At 52.1% G+C, this 17564-nt stretch carries 16 protein-coding genes; 4 read left to right on the forward strand and 12 right to left on the reverse strand.

The genetic code is table 11. From position 1 onward, the window contains the following. Window positions 1-77: 77 nt before the first annotated feature. The 10 genes from recC to ygdT all read right to left on the reverse strand — a co-directional run bounded on the left by recC (window position 78) and on the right by ygdT (window position 10495). Window positions 78-3446, reverse strand: a complete 3369-nt coding sequence (gene recC, locus ACJHYR_RS03325; protein WP_000946850.1) for an exodeoxyribonuclease V subunit gamma — start codon at window positions 3444-3446, stop codon at window positions 78-80. A gap of 12 nt (window positions 3447-3458) precedes the next feature. Further along, window positions 3459-3782: a prepilin-type N-terminal cleavage/methylation domain-containing protein gene (locus tag ACJHYR_RS03330; protein WP_001276460.1), complete on the reverse strand. Its 324-nt coding sequence runs from the start codon at window positions 3780-3782 to the stop codon at window positions 3459-3461. Next, the gene (locus ACJHYR_RS03335; RefSeq protein ID WP_001078373.1) at window positions 3767-4174 is read right to left on the reverse strand and encodes a DUF2509 family protein; all 408 of its coding nucleotides are present in this window, start codon (window positions 4172-4174) and stop codon (window positions 3767-3769) included. Before ACJHYR_RS03335 ends, ACJHYR_RS03330 begins: the two co-directional genes overlap by 16 nt. Continuing rightward, entirely contained in the window at window positions 4171-4734 is a 564-nt protein-coding gene (locus ACJHYR_RS03340) for a prepilin peptidase-dependent protein (RefSeq protein ID WP_001144285.1), read from the reverse strand. The genes ACJHYR_RS03335 and ACJHYR_RS03340 overlap by 4 nt, the downstream gene beginning before the upstream one ends. Then, on the reverse strand, window positions 4725-5195 hold the full coding sequence (locus tag ACJHYR_RS03345) for a prepilin peptidase-dependent protein (RefSeq protein WP_000857045.1): 471 nt from the start codon (window positions 5193-5195) through the stop codon (window positions 4725-4727). Before ACJHYR_RS03345 ends, ACJHYR_RS03340 begins: the two co-directional genes overlap by 10 nt. 184 nt (window positions 5196-5379) lie before the next feature. Beyond that, window positions 5380-6174, reverse strand: coding sequence for a thymidylate synthase (gene thyA, locus ACJHYR_RS03350; protein WP_000816232.1), 795 nt, complete (start codon window positions 6172-6174; stop codon window positions 5380-5382). 6 nt (window positions 6175-6180) lie between these two features. Then, window positions 6181-7056 carry a prolipoprotein diacylglyceryl transferase gene (gene lgt, locus ACJHYR_RS03355; protein WP_000204658.1) on the reverse strand — a complete coding sequence of 292 codons (876 nt, stop codon included), beginning with the start codon at window positions 7054-7056 and terminating at the stop codon, window positions 6181-6183. Window positions 7057-7206: 150 nt separating this feature from the next. Further along, on the reverse strand, window positions 7207-9453 hold the full coding sequence (ptsP, locus tag ACJHYR_RS03360; RefSeq protein WP_000957927.1) for a phosphoenolpyruvate--protein phosphotransferase: 2247 nt from the start codon (window positions 9451-9453) through the stop codon (window positions 7207-7209). A 12-nt stretch (window positions 9454-9465) separates the two neighbouring features. After that, window positions 9466-9996 (reverse strand): RNA pyrophosphohydrolase, encoded by a 531-nt coding sequence (gene rppH / locus ACJHYR_RS03365; protein ID WP_000564489.1) that lies wholly within the window; start codon window positions 9994-9996, stop codon window positions 9466-9468. A gap of 352 nt (window positions 9997-10348) precedes the next feature. Next, window positions 10349-10495 (reverse strand): protein YgdT, encoded by a 147-nt coding sequence (ygdT, locus tag ACJHYR_RS03370; protein WP_001305801.1) that lies wholly within the window; start codon window positions 10493-10495, stop codon window positions 10349-10351. A gap of 185 nt (window positions 10496-10680) precedes the next feature. Between ygdT and mutH the strand changes: the two genes are divergently transcribed. The 4 genes from mutH to ACJHYR_RS03390 all read left to right on the forward strand — a co-directional run bounded on the left by mutH (window position 10681) and on the right by ACJHYR_RS03390 (window position 13656). Then, the gene (mutH, locus tag ACJHYR_RS03375) at window positions 10681-11370 is read left to right on the forward strand and encodes a DNA mismatch repair endonuclease MutH (RefSeq protein ID WP_000081853.1); all 690 of its coding nucleotides are present in this window, start codon (window positions 10681-10683) and stop codon (window positions 11368-11370) included. Between the two features lie 68 nt (window positions 11371-11438). Next, a complete protein-coding gene (locus tag ACJHYR_RS03380) occupies window positions 11439-12152 on the forward strand; it encodes a TerC family protein (RefSeq protein ID WP_000895624.1) in 714 nt (237 codons plus the stop codon). A gap of 137 nt (window positions 12153-12289) precedes the next feature. Next, window positions 12290-12508, forward strand: coding sequence for a lipoprotein YgdR (gene ygdR / locus ACJHYR_RS03385; protein WP_000758655.1), 219 nt, complete (start codon window positions 12290-12292; stop codon window positions 12506-12508). A 107-nt stretch (window positions 12509-12615) separates the two neighbouring features. After that, on the forward strand, window positions 12616-13656 hold the full coding sequence (locus ACJHYR_RS03390; RefSeq protein ID WP_001199299.1) for an NADP(H)-dependent aldo-keto reductase: 1041 nt from the start codon (window positions 12616-12618) through the stop codon (window positions 13654-13656). A gap of 31 nt (window positions 13657-13687) precedes the next feature. Here ACJHYR_RS03390 and lplT read toward each other — a convergent pair whose 3' ends face one another. Both lplT and aas read right to left on the reverse strand, forming a co-directional pair. Then, complete coding sequence (lplT, locus tag ACJHYR_RS03395) at window positions 13688-14881, reverse strand: lysophospholipid transporter LplT (protein ID WP_000004624.1); 1194 nt, start codon at window positions 14879-14881, stop codon at window positions 13688-13690. Then, a complete protein-coding gene (gene aas / locus ACJHYR_RS03400; RefSeq protein WP_000899041.1) occupies window positions 14874-17033 on the reverse strand; it encodes a bifunctional acyl-ACP--phospholipid O-acyltransferase/long-chain-fatty-acid--ACP ligase in 2160 nt (719 codons plus the stop codon). Before aas ends, lplT begins: the two co-directional genes overlap by 8 nt. Window positions 17034-17564 lie beyond the last annotated feature (531 nt).

Raw genomic sequence — 17564 nt, forward strand, 5'->3', positions numbered from 1 at the left:
TGTCTATATATCCATCAGTCCGTGACTGGTGCGCATCATAAAGCAAGCAGATATATTGCGCAATTTTTATACAGCACTCATGACTGATTAAAGCGAAACAGCGGTAACAGGAAACGTTGCGACTGTTCAACGATGGCCTCCATTGTCTCTGGTGTTAATTGCCGCCAGAGCCGTTGATACCAGATATCATCACCTTCGCCACGCACCATCATGTTGCCTTCGTAAGCCTGAAGGAATTTCGTACGGGCTTTTTGTAACGTGGAATCGTCATCCAGCATGGCATCGTTTTGCGCGTCATAACAGGTTTTTAGCCACGCGCCGCCACTTTCAGGTAACACCAGCAATGGCGCGGACATTCCTTCACGATACCCCTCAATCAGTTGTGAGAGGTAATGCAAAGCCTGTTCGGCTGCAAGCGGCGGAAAACGCCACTCGCCGTCTTTGCGTAGAAAAAGGCGACTTTCACCATTACCACCGCTGGCACAGTAGACAAGGTGTTCCAGCCAAAGTTGCATTCCCTGCGCCACACTTAATAAAGAGGGACGCCAGCGCAACAGGCCATCCGGCTGCACCTGCGGCAACCAGCCAGTTATCTGCACACCGTTGCAGGCGAGATCAATTTCCATACTCTGCCCCGGCTGGCGACAGGCAATAACTCTGTCGGCAAGCTGCTGCATCTCCTGGCACTGTGTTTCCCAGAAAATTTCACCAAAAGCGCCATACGGTAAATCCCCTGCCGCCCGGAAGCGGCGGAACAAGCGTTCGGCATCATCCTGCTCAACCAGTGCATTCAATAACTGCTGATTGATTTGATAACGGCTAAGCCCTTCCAGAATAAATGGCTCGGTGTCGGGGATTTCGCTGTCTTCAGTACGGAAGTTCACCTGCAAACGCATCTGGAAGAACGCCCGTACCGGATGTGCCCAGAATCGTTGTAGCGTTTCCAGCGGCACGGTTTCCGGTAAGGTAAACGGCAGCGGCTGAACAAATTCAGAATGTGCTTTACCAGCCTGGCTGGCCGCAGGTAGCCATTCACGAGCATAGCTTTGTCGTTCGCCTGGCTGGTAGTTTTGCGGATCAAACGGCATCCGGGTATGGAGGCAAGTAAGATGCGCTTTTACCCTTGCCTCGCTTTCATCACAGTTGAGCGCTTCATCGCCCGGTAGATAATGGCTTTGCCCGATGTAGTCGATCAGTTCCTGCACCAGTACCGACGGGAAACGTTCACTGTTATCCTGAATAGAACGCCCGATATAGCTGATATAGAGTTTTTGCTGCGCGGAAATTAACGCTTCCAGGAACAGATAGCGGTCGTCATCGCGACGGCTACGGTCGCCACGCTTCGGTTTCTGGCTCATCAGGTCAAAGCCCAATGGCGCAAGCTGGCGTGGATAAACGCCGTCGTTCATTCCCAGCAGGCAAACCACTTTGAATGGGATGGAACGCATTGGCATCAGAGTACAAATGTTAACCGGTCCGGCGAGAAAACGCTGGCTGATACGTTCCTGATCCAGGCGCTGTGCCAGTTCATCACGCAATAGTGACAGCGGCACCGCGTCGCCATACTGCGCACCTAAACCTTCGGCGATAATCGCCTGCCATTGTTGTTCGATCAGCGTCATCGCCGCTTCGGTTTCCGCATCCGGCAGGAAGAAGGCGTTGAGCATATCGCGACAAACCGGCAACCACTCTTCCAGCGGACGCTCCTGCGCCAGCCCGCGACGCCAGATGTTTAGCTGCATTAGCAGTGAAGCCAGATGCCCCACTAGTTCTGCAATTAAGCCGCTCGATTCATCATAAGGTAGAACCGATTGCCACTCGCCCTGCGCGCTCTCCATCGCGTAGCCCAGCAACATACGCGTCAGGCCAAATCGCCAGGTGTGTTGTCCGGTGGCGGGGAGTTCCAGCTCGCGAACGTTGTCGTCATCTATCCCCCAACGAATGCCAGACTCGTTGACCCACTGGCGTAAATAACGCAGCCCTTCTTCGGTGATGTCAAACCGCGCCGCCAGCACCGGCACATCCAGTAATGCCAGAACGTCCTCCGACACAAAGCGACTGTCAGGCAGTGATAACAGGCTGATAAACGCTTCAAGTACAGGATGCGACTGCCGCGCCCGACGGTCGGAAATGGCGTAAGGTAGGTAACGATCCGCAGGTGCGCTACCAAACACAGCCTGAATAAACGGACTGTAGCTGTCGATGTCGGCCACCATCACGATGATGTCGCGCGGAGTGAGTGTCGGGTCTTCCTCCAGCATCGCCAGCAGGCGATCGTGTAAAACTTCAACTTCGCGCTGCGGGCTATGGCAAACGTGGAAGGTGATACTGTTATCCAGTGGATCAAGCAGGCGTTTGTTATCGCTACGGGAAAACTCTTCGATATTCACACCCGCAACAGCGCAGTTTTCAAGTTCCAGAATGTCAGACTGAATGTTATGCAGCAGGTTATCTGGCGTGACATCGACAAAGGCGTCCAGCTCCTGGCTGCCCTCCAGATCAGAAAGGAGATAAATGTAGTCGCGCCCAAGCTTGCCCCATGAGGCCAGCAGCGGGTTGCCGACATCCTGTTCACCATCGCTGTTAAAGAGCTGTCCGGCATTTTCGCTGTCGCGAAATAGCGGTAATTCGCGATCTTCAAAACTGTGTCGGCGCTGGCGAGTCAGCAGTTTCGCCAGATAAGCAGGATCTTTAATGTCGCCCCAGTAATAACGGCAGGGGTTGGTAAACAGGAGATGGATTTCAATATGTTTACCCAGCGCCTGTAGCGCCTGGAGATAAACAGGCGGTAACGCGGAAATACCGCATATAAAGACGCGCGAAGGTAACCCCGGCGGGCAGGTCGTCGCGGACTCCAGCGTTTCGATAAAGCGCTGATAAAGATTGGCGCGGTGCCAGCGCGGTTGCCCGAGTTCGTCGGTATATTCCACCAACGCCTTCCACAACGGCGCTTGCCAGGCCTGCGCCTCTCCAAGTCCTTCTACCAGATTCCCGGCTTCCCACTGTGCCAGCCAGTCCGGGCGATAGACCAGATACTGGTCAAACAGGTCCGCCGCTTTTGAGGAAAGCTGGAACAGTTTTCGCTTGTCGCTATCGTCAGTCAGATAATGCCGCAACAGGGTAAAGTCTTCGCGATCCAGCAATTGCGGCAACAGAGTCATCAGTTTCCAGCTCATGCTCTGTTTGTTAAAGGCGCTCTCTTTGGGGATTTCCGGTAACACCCGGACGAACATATCCCAGATAAAGCTCGCAGGCAGCGGAAAATCAATGTTTGCCGCAATACCAAACTTTTGCGACAGGGTCATTTGCAGCCACTGCGCCATACCGGTACTTTGCACCAGAATCATCTCTGGTTCGAAAGGATCGTCCAGCCGTTCGCGTTCGACAATAAACTCCATCAACGCTTCCAGCACGTCCAGACGATTGGAATGGTAGACCCTTAACATAGCGGCTCCTGACTACTGACGATTCGGGCAATGCAGGCGGGTCATCTCGCCTTCTCTGCCCCCGGGTGAAACTAGCGTAACGCTGATGCTGACACATCCCGCCTGCGATGTCTGCATTCGGTTGACCTGCCAGTTGGCAGGTGGCGAAATCGCACGCAGTTGCGTTTGCTGCCAGCCATGCCGCCAGAGCTGTTGGTACTGGTTTCTGCTGGCAAGACTGTTCATTAATGTTCGCTGGAAACCCGATAACGCAGTGACAATCATCACCATCAACACCATCGCCAACATTACCTCCGGCAGGCTAAAGCCTTGTTGATTCTTCAGGGAAGCTGACATAACGCCCTCTCTTTCAGCGGACAAAAATCGCTCCAGCCGCGTGGCGAAAAAACAATGTTTCCATCGATGACTTCACCTGTTCGCCACAACGAAACGCCTTCATAACCGGCAATCAATAAGGCCTCATTATCTGCCAATAAACGCAGACAAACCCGGGCACCGGTGGCAGCATACAGTAAGCACTGAACTGCGGGCTGCGTCTGCCAGGAGTGCATTTTTCCCCACTCCAGCGCCGACTGAACGATGGCCTGGCGGCGCAATGACTGACTTTCCATGCTCACGCGAGAGGCAAAACTGCGATCCTGTTGGCTCATTCCTTGTAATAGCAAGCTACCCAAAATCAGCAGCATCAGGACCAGAGCCAGTGACGAAACACCCTTTTCGCGGTTCACAGGTTGGATCCTGTCACGCTATAGCTGGCATCCACCACGGTTTGCGGATCAGCCTTGCTGGCAGCGTGCATATTAACCGTCAACACCGGCGAGAAACCGCTGACATCCTGTCGGGTAACCTGAAAAGTGTCGATAATGATGGCATCCGGATTAGTGACTTTATCCCAGCCCTTACCTTCACAGGATGTCGCACCGCGTAGCGTTTCCAGCACATGCTCCTTCAGACGAAATCCAATCTGGTCGGACTCTTTTACCGGTTCGCGATCCCAGATACCGTTACTGTTCGCATCCCACTGCACAATGACACAGTCACCCTGTCCGACAATTTCCAGCCCTTCGCCGGTACAGCTGCCATGACAATAACCCGCCCTCTGGAGATGCTTCGCAACGGTAAATACCCGCAGCCAGATTTCATCTTCCAGCGCCAGCTTACGGGTGCTCGTTAAACTGTCACGCTGTAACGCAGGCAGAAAGCGTGCTGCCCCCAGCAACAATACGCTACTGATCGCCATAGCAATCAACACTTCCAGCAGAGAAAAACCTAGCTCTTTTACAGGCATCCTTCTGTTTCTCCTTGCTGACAAAGCCGGAGTCTTCCCCACGGCGAAACCACCAGCCACCACTCGCCCGTTGAGTTTTTGAAGCGAATATGCCCGGCCCATGCGGTATTGCGCAGGCCAAAGAAAGCAAGCGAAGGTGTCAGGTCGCTCATTTCGACTTCGGGCCAGCGTGGCACAAAGACCAATGGTGAACTGCCATGACAGGTATTGGCCCCAGCAGCGGAACTCACAAGGCACCATAACGCCCCCTCCCTGATAACGCTGATACTGTGGTCGCGGTTATGCCAGTTGGCATCTTCACGTAAATAGAGCAAATAGTCCCGCGCCTGGCTGGCGGTTTGCCATAGCCGTTGCGACTGCTGCCAGTATTGCCAGCCATAGAGTCCACTTGCGCTTAGCATGACCAAAATCAGCATCGCGACCAGCGTTTCAATCAGCGTATAACCACGTTGTGTTTTCATGCCGGCAGTATGGGGCGAGGAGAAAAAAAGACGAGGGCCAGTTTCTATTTCTTCGGCGCATCTTCCGGACTATTTACGCCGTTGCAGGACGTTGCAAAATTTCGGGAAGGCGTCTCGAAGAATTTAACGGAGGGTAAAAAAAACCGACGCACACTGGCGTCGGCTCTGGCAGGATGTTTCGTAATTAGATAGCCACCGGCGCTTTAATGCCCGGATGTGGATCGTATCCTTCAATCTCAAAGTCTTCGAAACGGTAGTCGAAGATGGATTCGGGTTTACGTTTGATAATCAACTTCGGCAGCGGACGCGGTTCGCGGCTTAATTGCAGATGAGTTTGATCCATATGGTTGCTGTACAGGTGCGTGTCGCCACCGGTCCAGACAAAATCACCCACTTCCAGATCGCACTGCTGCGCCATCATATGCACCAGTAACGCGTAGCTGGCAATGTTGAACGGCAGCCCGAGGAAAACGTCACAGGAGCGCTGATAAAGCTGGCAAGAGAGTTTGCCGTCTGCCACATAGAACTGGAAGAATGCATGGCACGGTGCCAGCGCCATTTTATCCAGTTCGCCTACGTTCCACGCTGAAACAATAATGCGGCGGGAATCCGGGTCGTTTTTCAGCTGGTTCAATACCGTAGTAATCTGGTCAATATGACGACCATCTGGCGTTGGCCAGGCGCGCCACTGTTTACCATACACTGGCCCGAGGTCGCCATTTTCATCGGCCCATTCGTCCCAGATGGTGACATTGTTTTCGTGTAGATAAGCAATGTTAGTATCGCCCTGCAGGAACCACAGCAGTTCGTGGATGATGGAACGCAGGTGGCAACGTTTGGTTGTCACCAGCGGGAATCCATCCTGCAGGTTAAAACGCATCTGATGACCAAAAATGGAAAGCGTTCCGGTTCCGGTACGGTCGTTTTTCTGTGTGCCTTCGTCGAGCACTTTTTGCATCAGTTCTAAATACTGTTTCATGGTTCCTCAGGAAACGTGTTGCTGTGGGCTGCGACGATATGCCCAGACCATCATGATCACACCCGCGACAATCATCGGGATGGAAAGAATTTGTCCCATGCTGATGTACTGCACCCAGGCACCAGTAAACTGCGCGTCGGGCTGGCGGAAAAACTCAACAATGATGCGAAACGCGCCGTAACCAATCAGGAACAAACCTGAGACAGCTCCCATTGGGCGCGGTTTACGAATATACAGGTTGAGGATAATAAACAGCACTACACCTTCCAGCAACAGCTCGTAAAGCTGTGATGGGTGGCGCGGCAGCACACCGTAAGTATCGAAAATGGATTGCCACTGCGGGTTGGTTTGCAGCAGCAAAATATCTTCTGTACGGGAGCCAGGGAACAGCATGGCAAACGGGAAGTTCGGGTCAACGCGGCCCCACAATTCACCGTTAATAAAGTTGCCCAGACGCCCGGCACCAAGACCAAACGGAATGAGTGGTGCGATAAAATCAGAGACCTGGAAGAAGGAACGTTTAGTACGGCGGGCGAAGATAATCATCACCACGATAACGCCAATCAGGCCGCCGTGGAAGGACATGCCGCCGTCCCAGACACGGAACAGATACAGCGGATCGGCCATAAACTGCGGGAAGTTGTAGAACAGAACATAACCAATACGTCCACCGAGGAAGACGCCGAGGAAGCCCGCATAGAGTAAGTTTTCAACTTCATTTTTGGTCCAGCCGCTGCCCGGACGATTCGCCCGACGTGTTGCCAGCCACATTGCAAAAATGAAACCCACCAGATACATCAGGCCGTACCAGTGAAGCGCTACGGGTCCTATTGAGAAAATGACCGGATCAAACTCCGGAAAATGCAGATAGCTACTGGTCATCTGTCACCACAAGTTCTTGTTATTTCGCTGAAAGAGAACAGCGATTGAAATGCGCGCCGCAGGTTTCAGGCGCTCCAAAGGTGCGAATAATAGCACAAGGGGACCTGGCTGGTTGCCGGATACCGTTAAAAGATATGTATATGATCCGCGCTATAACCCTCCGCGAATCAACCCGCCCATGCCGCGACGCTCCATAAAGGCTGCAACCTGATGGCGAACTTCGGTCGCCAGTTGCGCTTCCAGACTACGCTGCGCAAGATTTTCTGCTTCGGCATAATCAATGCGCCGCAGCAGGTATTTTACGCGCGCTACAGAACGTCCGTTCATAGACAGATGACGATACCCAAGCCCAATGAGGATTGCCACGCACATGGGATCGCCCGCCATTTCACCGCACAAACGGAGATCGATACCATGTATTTCCGCTTCCCGAGCGATCATCGCCAGAGCTCGTAACATTGCAGGATGAAGACTGTCATAAATGTTCGCCACCCGGGTATTGTTGCGATCAACGGCCAGGATGTATTGAGTCAGATCGTTGGTGCCAACAGAGATAAAATCGACCCGCTTTGCCAGATGCGGCAGCATAAATACCATTGACGGCACTTCAAGCATGATGCCGATACGTGGTTTGGGAATTTCGTAACCGATCATCTCCTCGACTTCACGTCCGGCACGTTCAATCAGGCGGCGTGCTTCGTCAACTTCATCGAGGCTGGTGACCATCGGCAACAGAATATTCAGGTTGCCCGTAGCGGCATTAGCACGCAGCATCGCCCGCACCTGGATCAAGAAGATCTCCGGCTGATCGAGCGTAATGCGAATCCCACGCCAACCCAGGCATGGATTCTCTTCGCTGATCGGCATGTAAGGCAGCTGCTTATCTGCTCCGACATCCAGCGTACGCAAGGTGACGGGTTTATCATTGAACATTTGCAGCATCCCCTGATACTGCGCCACCTGTTCTTCTTCCGACGGAAAACCACTTTGCAGCATGAATGGGATTTCAGTGCGATAAAGACCGATGCCATCAATACGGCTGCCCAGTTTTTCTTCATGTTCCGGGCTTAAACCAGCATTGAGCATGACTTTTATACGCTCACCGCTTTTTAACTGGGCGGGTAAATTGACGTCATCTTCCGCCAGACGGCTAAGCTCAATCTCTTCACTAATTAGCCGCTGATATTCTTGCAGCAGTACCGGCTCCGGATCGACCAGCAATTCACCGCGATAGCCATCAACGATCAGCGTCCTACGATGCAGCACCGAAGGCTGAATATCCGCGCCCATCACGGTAGGGATCCCCAGCGCACGTACCATGATCGCAGCATGGGAGTTGGCTGCGCCATCTCGCACGACAACACCGACTAAGCGATCCTGGGGCAGCTCAGCAAGCGTTGTCGCTGACAGTTCATCTGCCACCAGAATGAAACGTTCCGGCCAGGCATTCGGCCCTTGATTAGCGTCATCAAGATGAAACAGCAATCGCTGACCCAGCGCACGTAAATCGCCAGCCCGCTCTTTGAGATAGTTATCGCTTAGCGCGGCAAACTGTTCGGCAAATTTTTCAATGACCGTTTTTACCGCCCACTCTGCCACCGAGCCTTTATCAACCTCGGCAAACAATTCGCGACGCAGCCGGGTGTCCGAAAGCAGGTGCGAGTAAAGATCGAAAATAGCCGCCGTTTCTTTTTGTGCACCGGCGGCAAAGCGTTTGCTGTAGCGGCGAAACTCGTTTGCCGCTCCTTCCAGCGCCCCGGTCAGTCGTTCGCGTTCCAGAGCCGGATCCAGCGTTGATGCCTGATACACCTGTTCCATTAAAGGTAACGTGGCATCCTGCCAACCTTCGGCAATCGCCACACCAGGTGCTGCCGGTAATGCACGGATTCGCGTCTGGCGATATTGCCCAAACAAGGCAGTCAACTGCGACTGAGAAAGAATAGCTGCCATCTGGGTGGCAAGCGTCACCAGGAAGGATTCTTCACTTTCGTCATACTGGCGCAACTCTCGTTGCTGTACCACCAGTACACCAAGCAACTGGCGACGTTGAATAATTGGTACGCCTAAAAACGCGCGGAAACGTTCTTCTTTTACGGAGGGGATGTATTTGAAGCTGGGGTGCTTTTGCGCATCTGCAAGGTTTATCGGTTCCGCCAGCCTGCCAACCAGGCCGACGATCCCTTCATCAAACGCGAGCGTTACAGTGCGACCGCGTGGTTTTTTCAGCCCCCGGGTCGCCATCAGGTAGTAACAACGTCGATCATGATCGGCCAGGTAGACCGAACAGACCTCGGTATCCATCGCAAGACAGATGTCGGTAACCAGAATATTTAACGCCTCATTCAGGCGTGGTGCGCTGGCTACCTTTTCGACTATTTCGCGCAGGCGAGTGAGCATAATTGGCGTGACTTAACCTCTTTTACGTCGATAAGCAGATGCGTTTTGTGGTTTTGGCGTATTTTCCTGCAGTGACATCACCACACTCGCGAACTCTTTCATTACCCTACGGTAGACATCACGTTTAAATGACACCACCTGTCTGACTGGATACCAGTAACTTACCCATCGCCAGCCGTCAAACTCTGGTGTACTGCTGGTTTGCATATTGATTTCTGCATCGCCGCTCACCAGCTGCAAGAGAAACCATTTTTGTTTTTGGCCGATACAAACCGGCTTCGTGTCCCAACGCACCAAACGTTTCGGTAATTTGTAGCGCAACCAGTTACGCGTTGAAGCAAGGATTCGAACGTCTTTGCGGCTTAATCCTACTTCTTCAAACAATTCACGGTACATCGCCTGCTCTGCGGATTCTCCGGGGTTGATTCCGCCTTGCGGAAATTGCCAGGAGTGCTGACCAAATCGCCGGGCCCACATTACCTGCCCCTGGCGATTACAAATCACGATACCTACGTTTGGGCGGTAGCCATCGTCATCAATCACCGGACTACCTCAAAATAAAGCTTTATATACGAATGATTGTTTCATACTCCAGGAAGACGGTAAACCACTCTCTGCAGGGCATTACACACTAATAACAATTGAATAACTCACAGTTATGTGCAGAGTTATAAACAGAGGAAGGGGTGGATAGCCGTTTTTATTCACCTTTTCTGTGGATAGAGTTGTGAAGAACTACGGAATTACTACGGGAAAACCCAGAGCATTCTGAATAAGCCCGATATAGATATTTTAAAATATTCATTATCAGTCAATGCATTACATGTAATTTGAGTAATAAAAAAGAGTAATTCGTGACCCAGGTCACACCTCTCATTTACGGGTTGGCGAAAGATCAACCAATGCGGTATTTATCCACAGAATGTGCCACTAAGTTAAGCACTGAACCACTAAAAACTGGAGTTTCGTCGCACGTCAAGGCTGTAAATGGAAACAGTAGTGGAGGTTTTTCACAGTTATCCCAGCTTTCTGTGGATAACATGGTGTAAGATCCTGTTTATTTTCAGTGACCAGATTTGGAAAACCCATTGCAGTGTTGCGCAACTCGATTACCGGCAACCTAAAAAGCAATATAAATCAGAGAATTGAACAACGCATGTGGAAAAAGTTACACTGCGAATATTCGGCACATAATTGCTGTTTGTTTTTTAACCAAGGTATCGTGACATGTCCCAACCTCACCCACTGCTCTCTCCTCCCGAAACTGAAGAACAGTTGTTAGCGCAAGCACAGCAACTTTCTGGTTATACATTGGGAGAACTGGCAGCACTTGCCGGGCTGGTTACACCAGAGAATTTAAAACGCGATAAGGGCTGGATTGGCGTGTTACTGGAGATCTGGCTAGGTGCCAGCGCAGGAAGTAAACCTGAGCAAGATTTTGCTGCTCTGGGCGTGGAACTTAAAACTATCCCTGTGGATAGTCTTGGTCGTCCGCTGGAAACAACATTCGTTTGTGTAGCCCCGTTAACGGGTAATAGCGGGGTGACCTGGGAAACCAGCCACGTACGCCACAAGCTCAAACGCGTACTGTGGATACCGGTTGAAGGCGAGCGCAGCATCCCGCTGGCGCAGCGTCGCGTAGGATCACCGTTACTGTGGAGCCCGAATGAAGAGGAAGACCGGCAGCTACGCGAAGACTGGGAAGAATTAATGGATATGATTGTTCTCGGTCAGGTTGAGCGGATTACCGCTCGTCACGGGGAGTATTTACAGATACGACCGAAAGCAGCGAATGCGAAAGCGCTGACCGAAGCCATTGGTGCCCGGGGCGAACGGATTCTGACGCTGCCACGCGGCTTTTATTTGAAGAAGAATTTCACCAGCGCGCTACTGGCCCGTCATTTTCTGATCCAGTAGCCATCGCTTTGACCTGCCGCTTTCCGGGCATATAATTACCGCTTCATTTTTTTGGCAGGGCTTTTTAGATGTTATTTGCATGGATAACCGATCCTAACGCCTGGCTTGCGCTCGGTACGCTGACGCTGCTGGAGATCGTTCTTGGGATCGACAATATTATTTTTCTTTCTCTGGTGGTGGCAAAGCTCCCCACAGCACAACGTGCTCATGCGCGGCGTCTGGGATTGGCGGGAGCCATGGTTATGCGTCTGGCGCTGCTGGCATCAATCGCCTGGGTTACGCGCCTGACAAATCCGCTTTTTACAATATTCAGCCAGGAAATTTCCGCCCGTGATTTGATTCTGCTTCTGGGTGGCTTGTTCCTTATCTGGAAAGCCAGCAAGGAAATCCACGAATCCATTGAAGGTGAAGAAGAAGGGCTGAAAACACGCGTTTCATCATTCCTCGGCGCTATCGTGCAGATTATGCTGCTGGATATTATCTTCAGCCTCGACTCGGTGATTACCGCTGTGGGTCTGTCAGATCACCTGTTTATTATGATGGCAGCCGTGGTGATTGCCGTAGGCGTGATGATGTTTGCCGCGCGCTCGATTGGTGATTTTGTCGAACGCCATCCTTCGGTAAAAATGCTGGCGCTCTCTTTCCTGATTCTGGTGGGCTTTACCTTGATTCTGGAAAGTTTCGACATCCACGTACCGAAAGGTTACATCTACTTCGCGATGTTCTTCTCTATTGCGGTTGAAAGCCTCAATCTGATTCGCAACAAAAAGAATCCGCTCTGATACTCCGTACGCTCTCCTGCGGGAGGGCGTACTCACTCCTGTTACTCTCACAGTTTAAGATTTTCCTGCTTTCAAGATATATAACGTAGGTTTATAAAAAGACTATTATCATAGGTGGGCCAAATGAGGATAACCGGATGAAAAAATGGGCAGTAATAATTTCTGCAGTCGGACTGGCGTTTGCTGTTTCCGGGTGTTCCAGTGATTACGTCATGGCGACCAAAGATGGCCGTATGATTTTGACCGATGGAAAACCTGAAATTGATGATGATACCGGGCTGGTGAGTTATCACGATCAGCAAGGTAACGCGATGCAAATTAACCGTGATGATGTTTCGCAAATTATTGAACGTTAACAAATAAGGTCAGCATCCGGCTGGCCTTAAGATTTTTCTCTTTCCCTTTTCCCTTCCCTCTGCCATTTTTATATTCCTTATGTTGTGATTATAAAAAGGAAACGGCTATGCAATATCACCGTATACCCCACAGTTCGCTGGAAGTCAGCACGCTGGGGCTTGGCACGATGACGTTTGGTGAACAGAACAGCGAAGCCGACGCCCACGCACAACTCGACTATGCCGTCGCTCAGGGCATTAACCTTATCGACGTTGCCGAAATGTACCCAGTACCTCCGCGCCCCGAAACGCAAGGGTTAACCGAAACCTACGTCGGCAACTGGCTGGCGAAACATGGCAGCCGCGAAAAGTTAATTATCGCCTCCAAAGTGAGCGGACCGTCGCGCAATAATGACAAAGGCATCCGCCCGGATCAGGCGCTGGATCGGAAGAATATCCGCGAAGCGCTGCATGACAGCCTCAAGCGTCTGCAGACTGATTACCTCGATCTTTATCAGGTGCACTGGCCGCAGCGCCCAACCAACTGCTTCGGCAAACTCGGTTATAGCTGGACAGATTCTGCGCCTGCGGTTTCGCTGCTGGATACACTGGACGCACTGGCAGAGTACCAACGCGCGGGAAAAATTCGTTATATCGGCGTGTCGAACGAAACTGCATTTGGCGTAATGCGCTACCTGCATCTGGCGGACAAACACGATCTGCCGCGTATTGTCACCATTCAGAATCCCTACAGTCTGTTAAACCGCAGTTTTGAAGTAGGTCTGGCAGAAGTCAGCCAGTATGAAGGGGTCGAACTGCTGGCCTATTCGTGCCTGGGTTTCGGTACGCTGACCGGGAAATATCTCAATGGTGCAAAACCCGCTGGCGCACGTAATACGCTCTTTAGTCGCTTCACCCGCTATAGCGGTGAGCAAACGCAAAAAGCCGTCGCGGCGTATGTTGATATTGCCAGACGTCATGGCCTGGATCCTGCTCAGATGGCGCTCGCTTTTGTACGCCGTCAACCGTTTGTTGCCAGCACTCTGCTGGGCGCAACCACGATGGAGCAGCTGAAAACTAACGTCGAAAGTTTGCATCTGGAGTTAAGCGAAGACGTGTTGGCAGAAATTGAAGCGGTGCATCAGGTTTATACGTATCCTGCCCCATAAGATTAACGCCGGTTAAAACCGGCGTTAAATATTAATGACGGCGCTGCCAGATCCACAGCGCCGTTATTGCCAGCGCAAATAGCGCACCGAAGCCAATGCCAATGGGCACTACCGGGATGCCTACCATTACCGCCAGCGAGTAAATGCCCAGCATCAACAACATGGCGCTGTTTTCGCCAAGGTTTTGTACTGCAATTGCATTCCCCGCCCCGACGCTTTTTTTACCCCGTTCCTGTAGCAACGCATTGAGCGGAACGACAAAAAAGCCCCCCAGCACGCCAATCAGCATCAACAAGGCATAGGCTGGCAGCAGCTCATGTTGCAGGGAGAAAATCAGTACCACCACGCCAATCAAAATCCCGGCTGGCATACAGCGTGATACGGTTTCCAGCGTAACCAGCTTCGCTGCCGCACCAGCGCCAACCACGATACCAATCGCAACCATCGCGTTGAGATAGGTCGGCGTAGCGTTATCGGTTATACCCAGCGCCACCGGTACCCACAGCACCAACAGGAAACGCAGCGTGACACCCGCTCCCCAGAATAAACTGGTGCCCACCAGCGAAAAACGCGTTTCACCATTGCGCCATAGCGAGGTGCAGGCATTCAGGAAACTGCGGGTCATGCTGATGAGATTCCAGGACTGCCCCGGACGCGCCGCCGCCAGTTTGGGAATGTAGATATTGGCAACGACCGCACCACCGTAGGCCAGTGCGCATGCGGCCAGGGCGACCAGGACATGCCAGTCAGCCAGCACACCACCGGCTACGGAACCGAGCAAAATCGCCGCTATGGTAGAAGCTTCCATTAAACCGTTAGCTTTCACTAACTTACTACCTGTGGTTAATTCGCCGAGAATACCGTATTTCGCCGGTGAATAGGCTGCAGCACCAACACCCACCAGCGTATAGCCGAGAAACGGATTGATACCAAAGCAGATACTGGCTGCGCCCAGCAGCTTCAGGCCGTTGGCAAACATCATCACCCGGCCTTTGGCGAAGCTATCCGCCACCTGTCCGACAAACGGCGCAAAAAGAATGTAAGCACCTACAAACACCATTTGCAGGATGGGCTGGCTCCACTCCGGATAGAACTGCGCTTTCAGTAACGCCAGAGTGGCAAACAGCAGCGCATTATCGCCAAACGCAGAGAGAAACTGCGCCACGATAACCGCTTTCATCCCCTTCGACCACAACGAAGTGTTAGTGTGCACTGACTCACTCATCGTGTTGTTCCGCTTCGTCTACCCAGCTTTTCAACGTGACAAAGTCAGGTTTGCCGCTGCCAAGTAATGGCATCTGTTTCAGATAGCGAATATCGCGCGGTACAGCAAGCTCCGGCACGCCGTGCTCGCGGGCATACTGTTGCAACTTATCGCGCGTCAGTTCGTTATCTGTGGTGAAAAGCACCAGCGCCTCGCCTTTGCTGGCATCGCTCTTAATCGCAGTGGCATGGACTTTATCTGGCGAAACACCAAGTGCCAGTTGTTCCACCATTTCCAGCGATACCATTTCGCCTGCAATTTTGGCAAAGCGTTTTGCGCGGCCCTGAATCTGCACAAAGCCCTGCTCGTCGAAACGCACAATATCGCCAGTGTCATACCAGCCGCGCTCCATTTCGCCGCGAACATTCTCGGCGGTGGGCACTTCCAGTACACCTGGCTTCTCCACCCGGAGATAGCCGTTCATTATGTTCGGCCCTTTCAGTTGGAGGCGTCCGCCCTCTTCGATACCAGGAACCGACAACAGGCGCGCATCCATTCCTGGTAGAATACGCCCTACCGTACCGGGTTTCGCCGCCATCGGTACGTTGATAGAAACGACAGGCGCGCACTCGGTCACACCGTAGCCTTCAAGGATGCGCAGGCCAAATTTATCCTGCCAAAGCTGTTTGGTACTTTCTTGTAGTTTTTCTGCGCCTGCCACCACATAGCGTAGACGATAGAAGTCATACGGGTTGGCGAAACGCGCGTAGTGACCGAGGAAAGTCGAGGTACCGAACAACACGGTGCAACTGCGGTCATACACCAACTCCGGCACAATGCGGTAATGCAGCGGGCTTGGATAAAGGAACACTTCTGCACCTGTGAGCAGTGGCGTAAACAGGCCTACCGTCAGCCCAAAGGAGTGAAACAGCGGTAACGCCGACATAAAGCGATCGTTGGTGGTGAAGTCGGCAATCGTTTTAATCTGCTCGACATTCGCCAGAATGCTTTTATGGCTATGGACGACGCCTTTCGGATGGCCTTCAGAACCGGAGGTAAAAAGGATCAGCGCCTCTTCTTCCGGCTGCTGTTTGACCTGTGCCAGACGCGGCATCAGCAAATGAGCGAAGATCCATACTTTGTCGGCAGTGGTGACATCTGCTTTTAAATCTTCCAGATAGACCCAGCGCACCTGAGTAAGTTGCTCCGGCAGATGCCAGAGTTTGCCTTTATCGAGAAACTGGCGGGAAGTGAAGATGGTTTTGATTTCAGCCGCCGTAATAGCACTGGTCAGCCCTTTTACCCCGGCGGTGTAGTTCATCATTGCGGGAATGCGGCGACGGGCGATGGCCCCAAAAATCACTGCCGCACTGATGCCTGCATTGGGCAGCATTAAGCCGATGCGTTCGCCTTCAACACTGTATTTTTCAAGGATGCGTCCAACAAACAGCGTTTTCGTAAGCAATTTGCGATAGGAGTCCGGGGTAAAGTTAACGTCTTCGACACATTTCTTCCCGGCACCGAAGCGGTACATTGCACTCAGTAAAGATTCGTACAGCGTTTCACGCGGGCGCACCGCCATACGCGCTTCCATCATTATTTGATGCAGCATTTCGCCAGCGATTTTGCGACGGTCACGGGCACGCGGCGCATCCGGCATCTCCACCTGCGTTGGTGGCAAAATATGCAGAGTAATTTGCGGGAACAAGCGACGTTTAACCAGGCCTTTCAGGCGGCTGAAGTGCGTAAGTTCCGCACCTTCAATACGCACAGGAATAACCGTTGCACCAGACTTCGCCGCGACAAAACCCGCGCCATCGTAGATTTTCATCAGCGAGCCTGTGGTGGTGATTCGTCCTTCAGGGAAAATCACCACTGGTCGGCCCTGTTCCACCAGACGTACCAGATGTTTAATCGCCATAGGTTGCGTCGGGTCGAGAGGAACAAAGTCGATAAATGATTTCAGCCAACGCATATACCACTGTTGGCTTATTGAGGTGTAAACGGCAAATACCGGACGTACGGGTAAAAACAATGCCAGCAGTATGCCATCAATAAAAGAGACGTGATTAGGCGTGATTAGAACGCGCTCGCCCTTCAGTGCCTGGGTGTCACCCGTAACGCGAACGCGATACAAAACACGGCACAAATTTCGAAAAAAGCTAAAAAGCATTCCAACTCCCTTTGCTCTGATTCAGTAAAAGCGAATGGAGGGAGATTACACGAGATAAAGAACGCGAGCGACAGTAAATTAGGTGCGAAAAAAAACCTGCGCATCCGCGCAGGTTGGTGCAAGAGACAGGGTACGAAGAGCGTACCGAATAATCTCACCAATCAATACCTCTGGGATCTTGATTGTGGTCTGCACGACGACTCTTCGCCAGCGAGAAAACGCAAAGGAATGAAGGGAAATGCAACGAGGTGTGTAAATTGTCGGTTACTGTTACAGATTGATGACCGGCAAAAAAAAACCTGCGCATCTGCGCAGGCTGGTGTAATTCATGTGCTCAACCCGAAGTTGACTTCACCTATCAATACCTCTGGGATCACCACTTTAGCAACCTGAAGCCAAACGCCACCAGCGGTCAATCGCAACAGCGTTTCGCAAAGTGTAACCAAAGGTTTGCAATCTCTTTTTTTGTCTTACTTATTTGCGTTTGGCTCACATTCCCAGGATGAAAACACGCCACCCCTTGAACCAACG

It is taken from the genome of Escherichia sp. WS1450 (assembly GCF_046487395.1).
In the GTDB taxonomy this organism is placed as follows: domain Bacteria; phylum Pseudomonadota; class Gammaproteobacteria; order Enterobacterales; family Enterobacteriaceae; genus Escherichia; species Escherichia coli.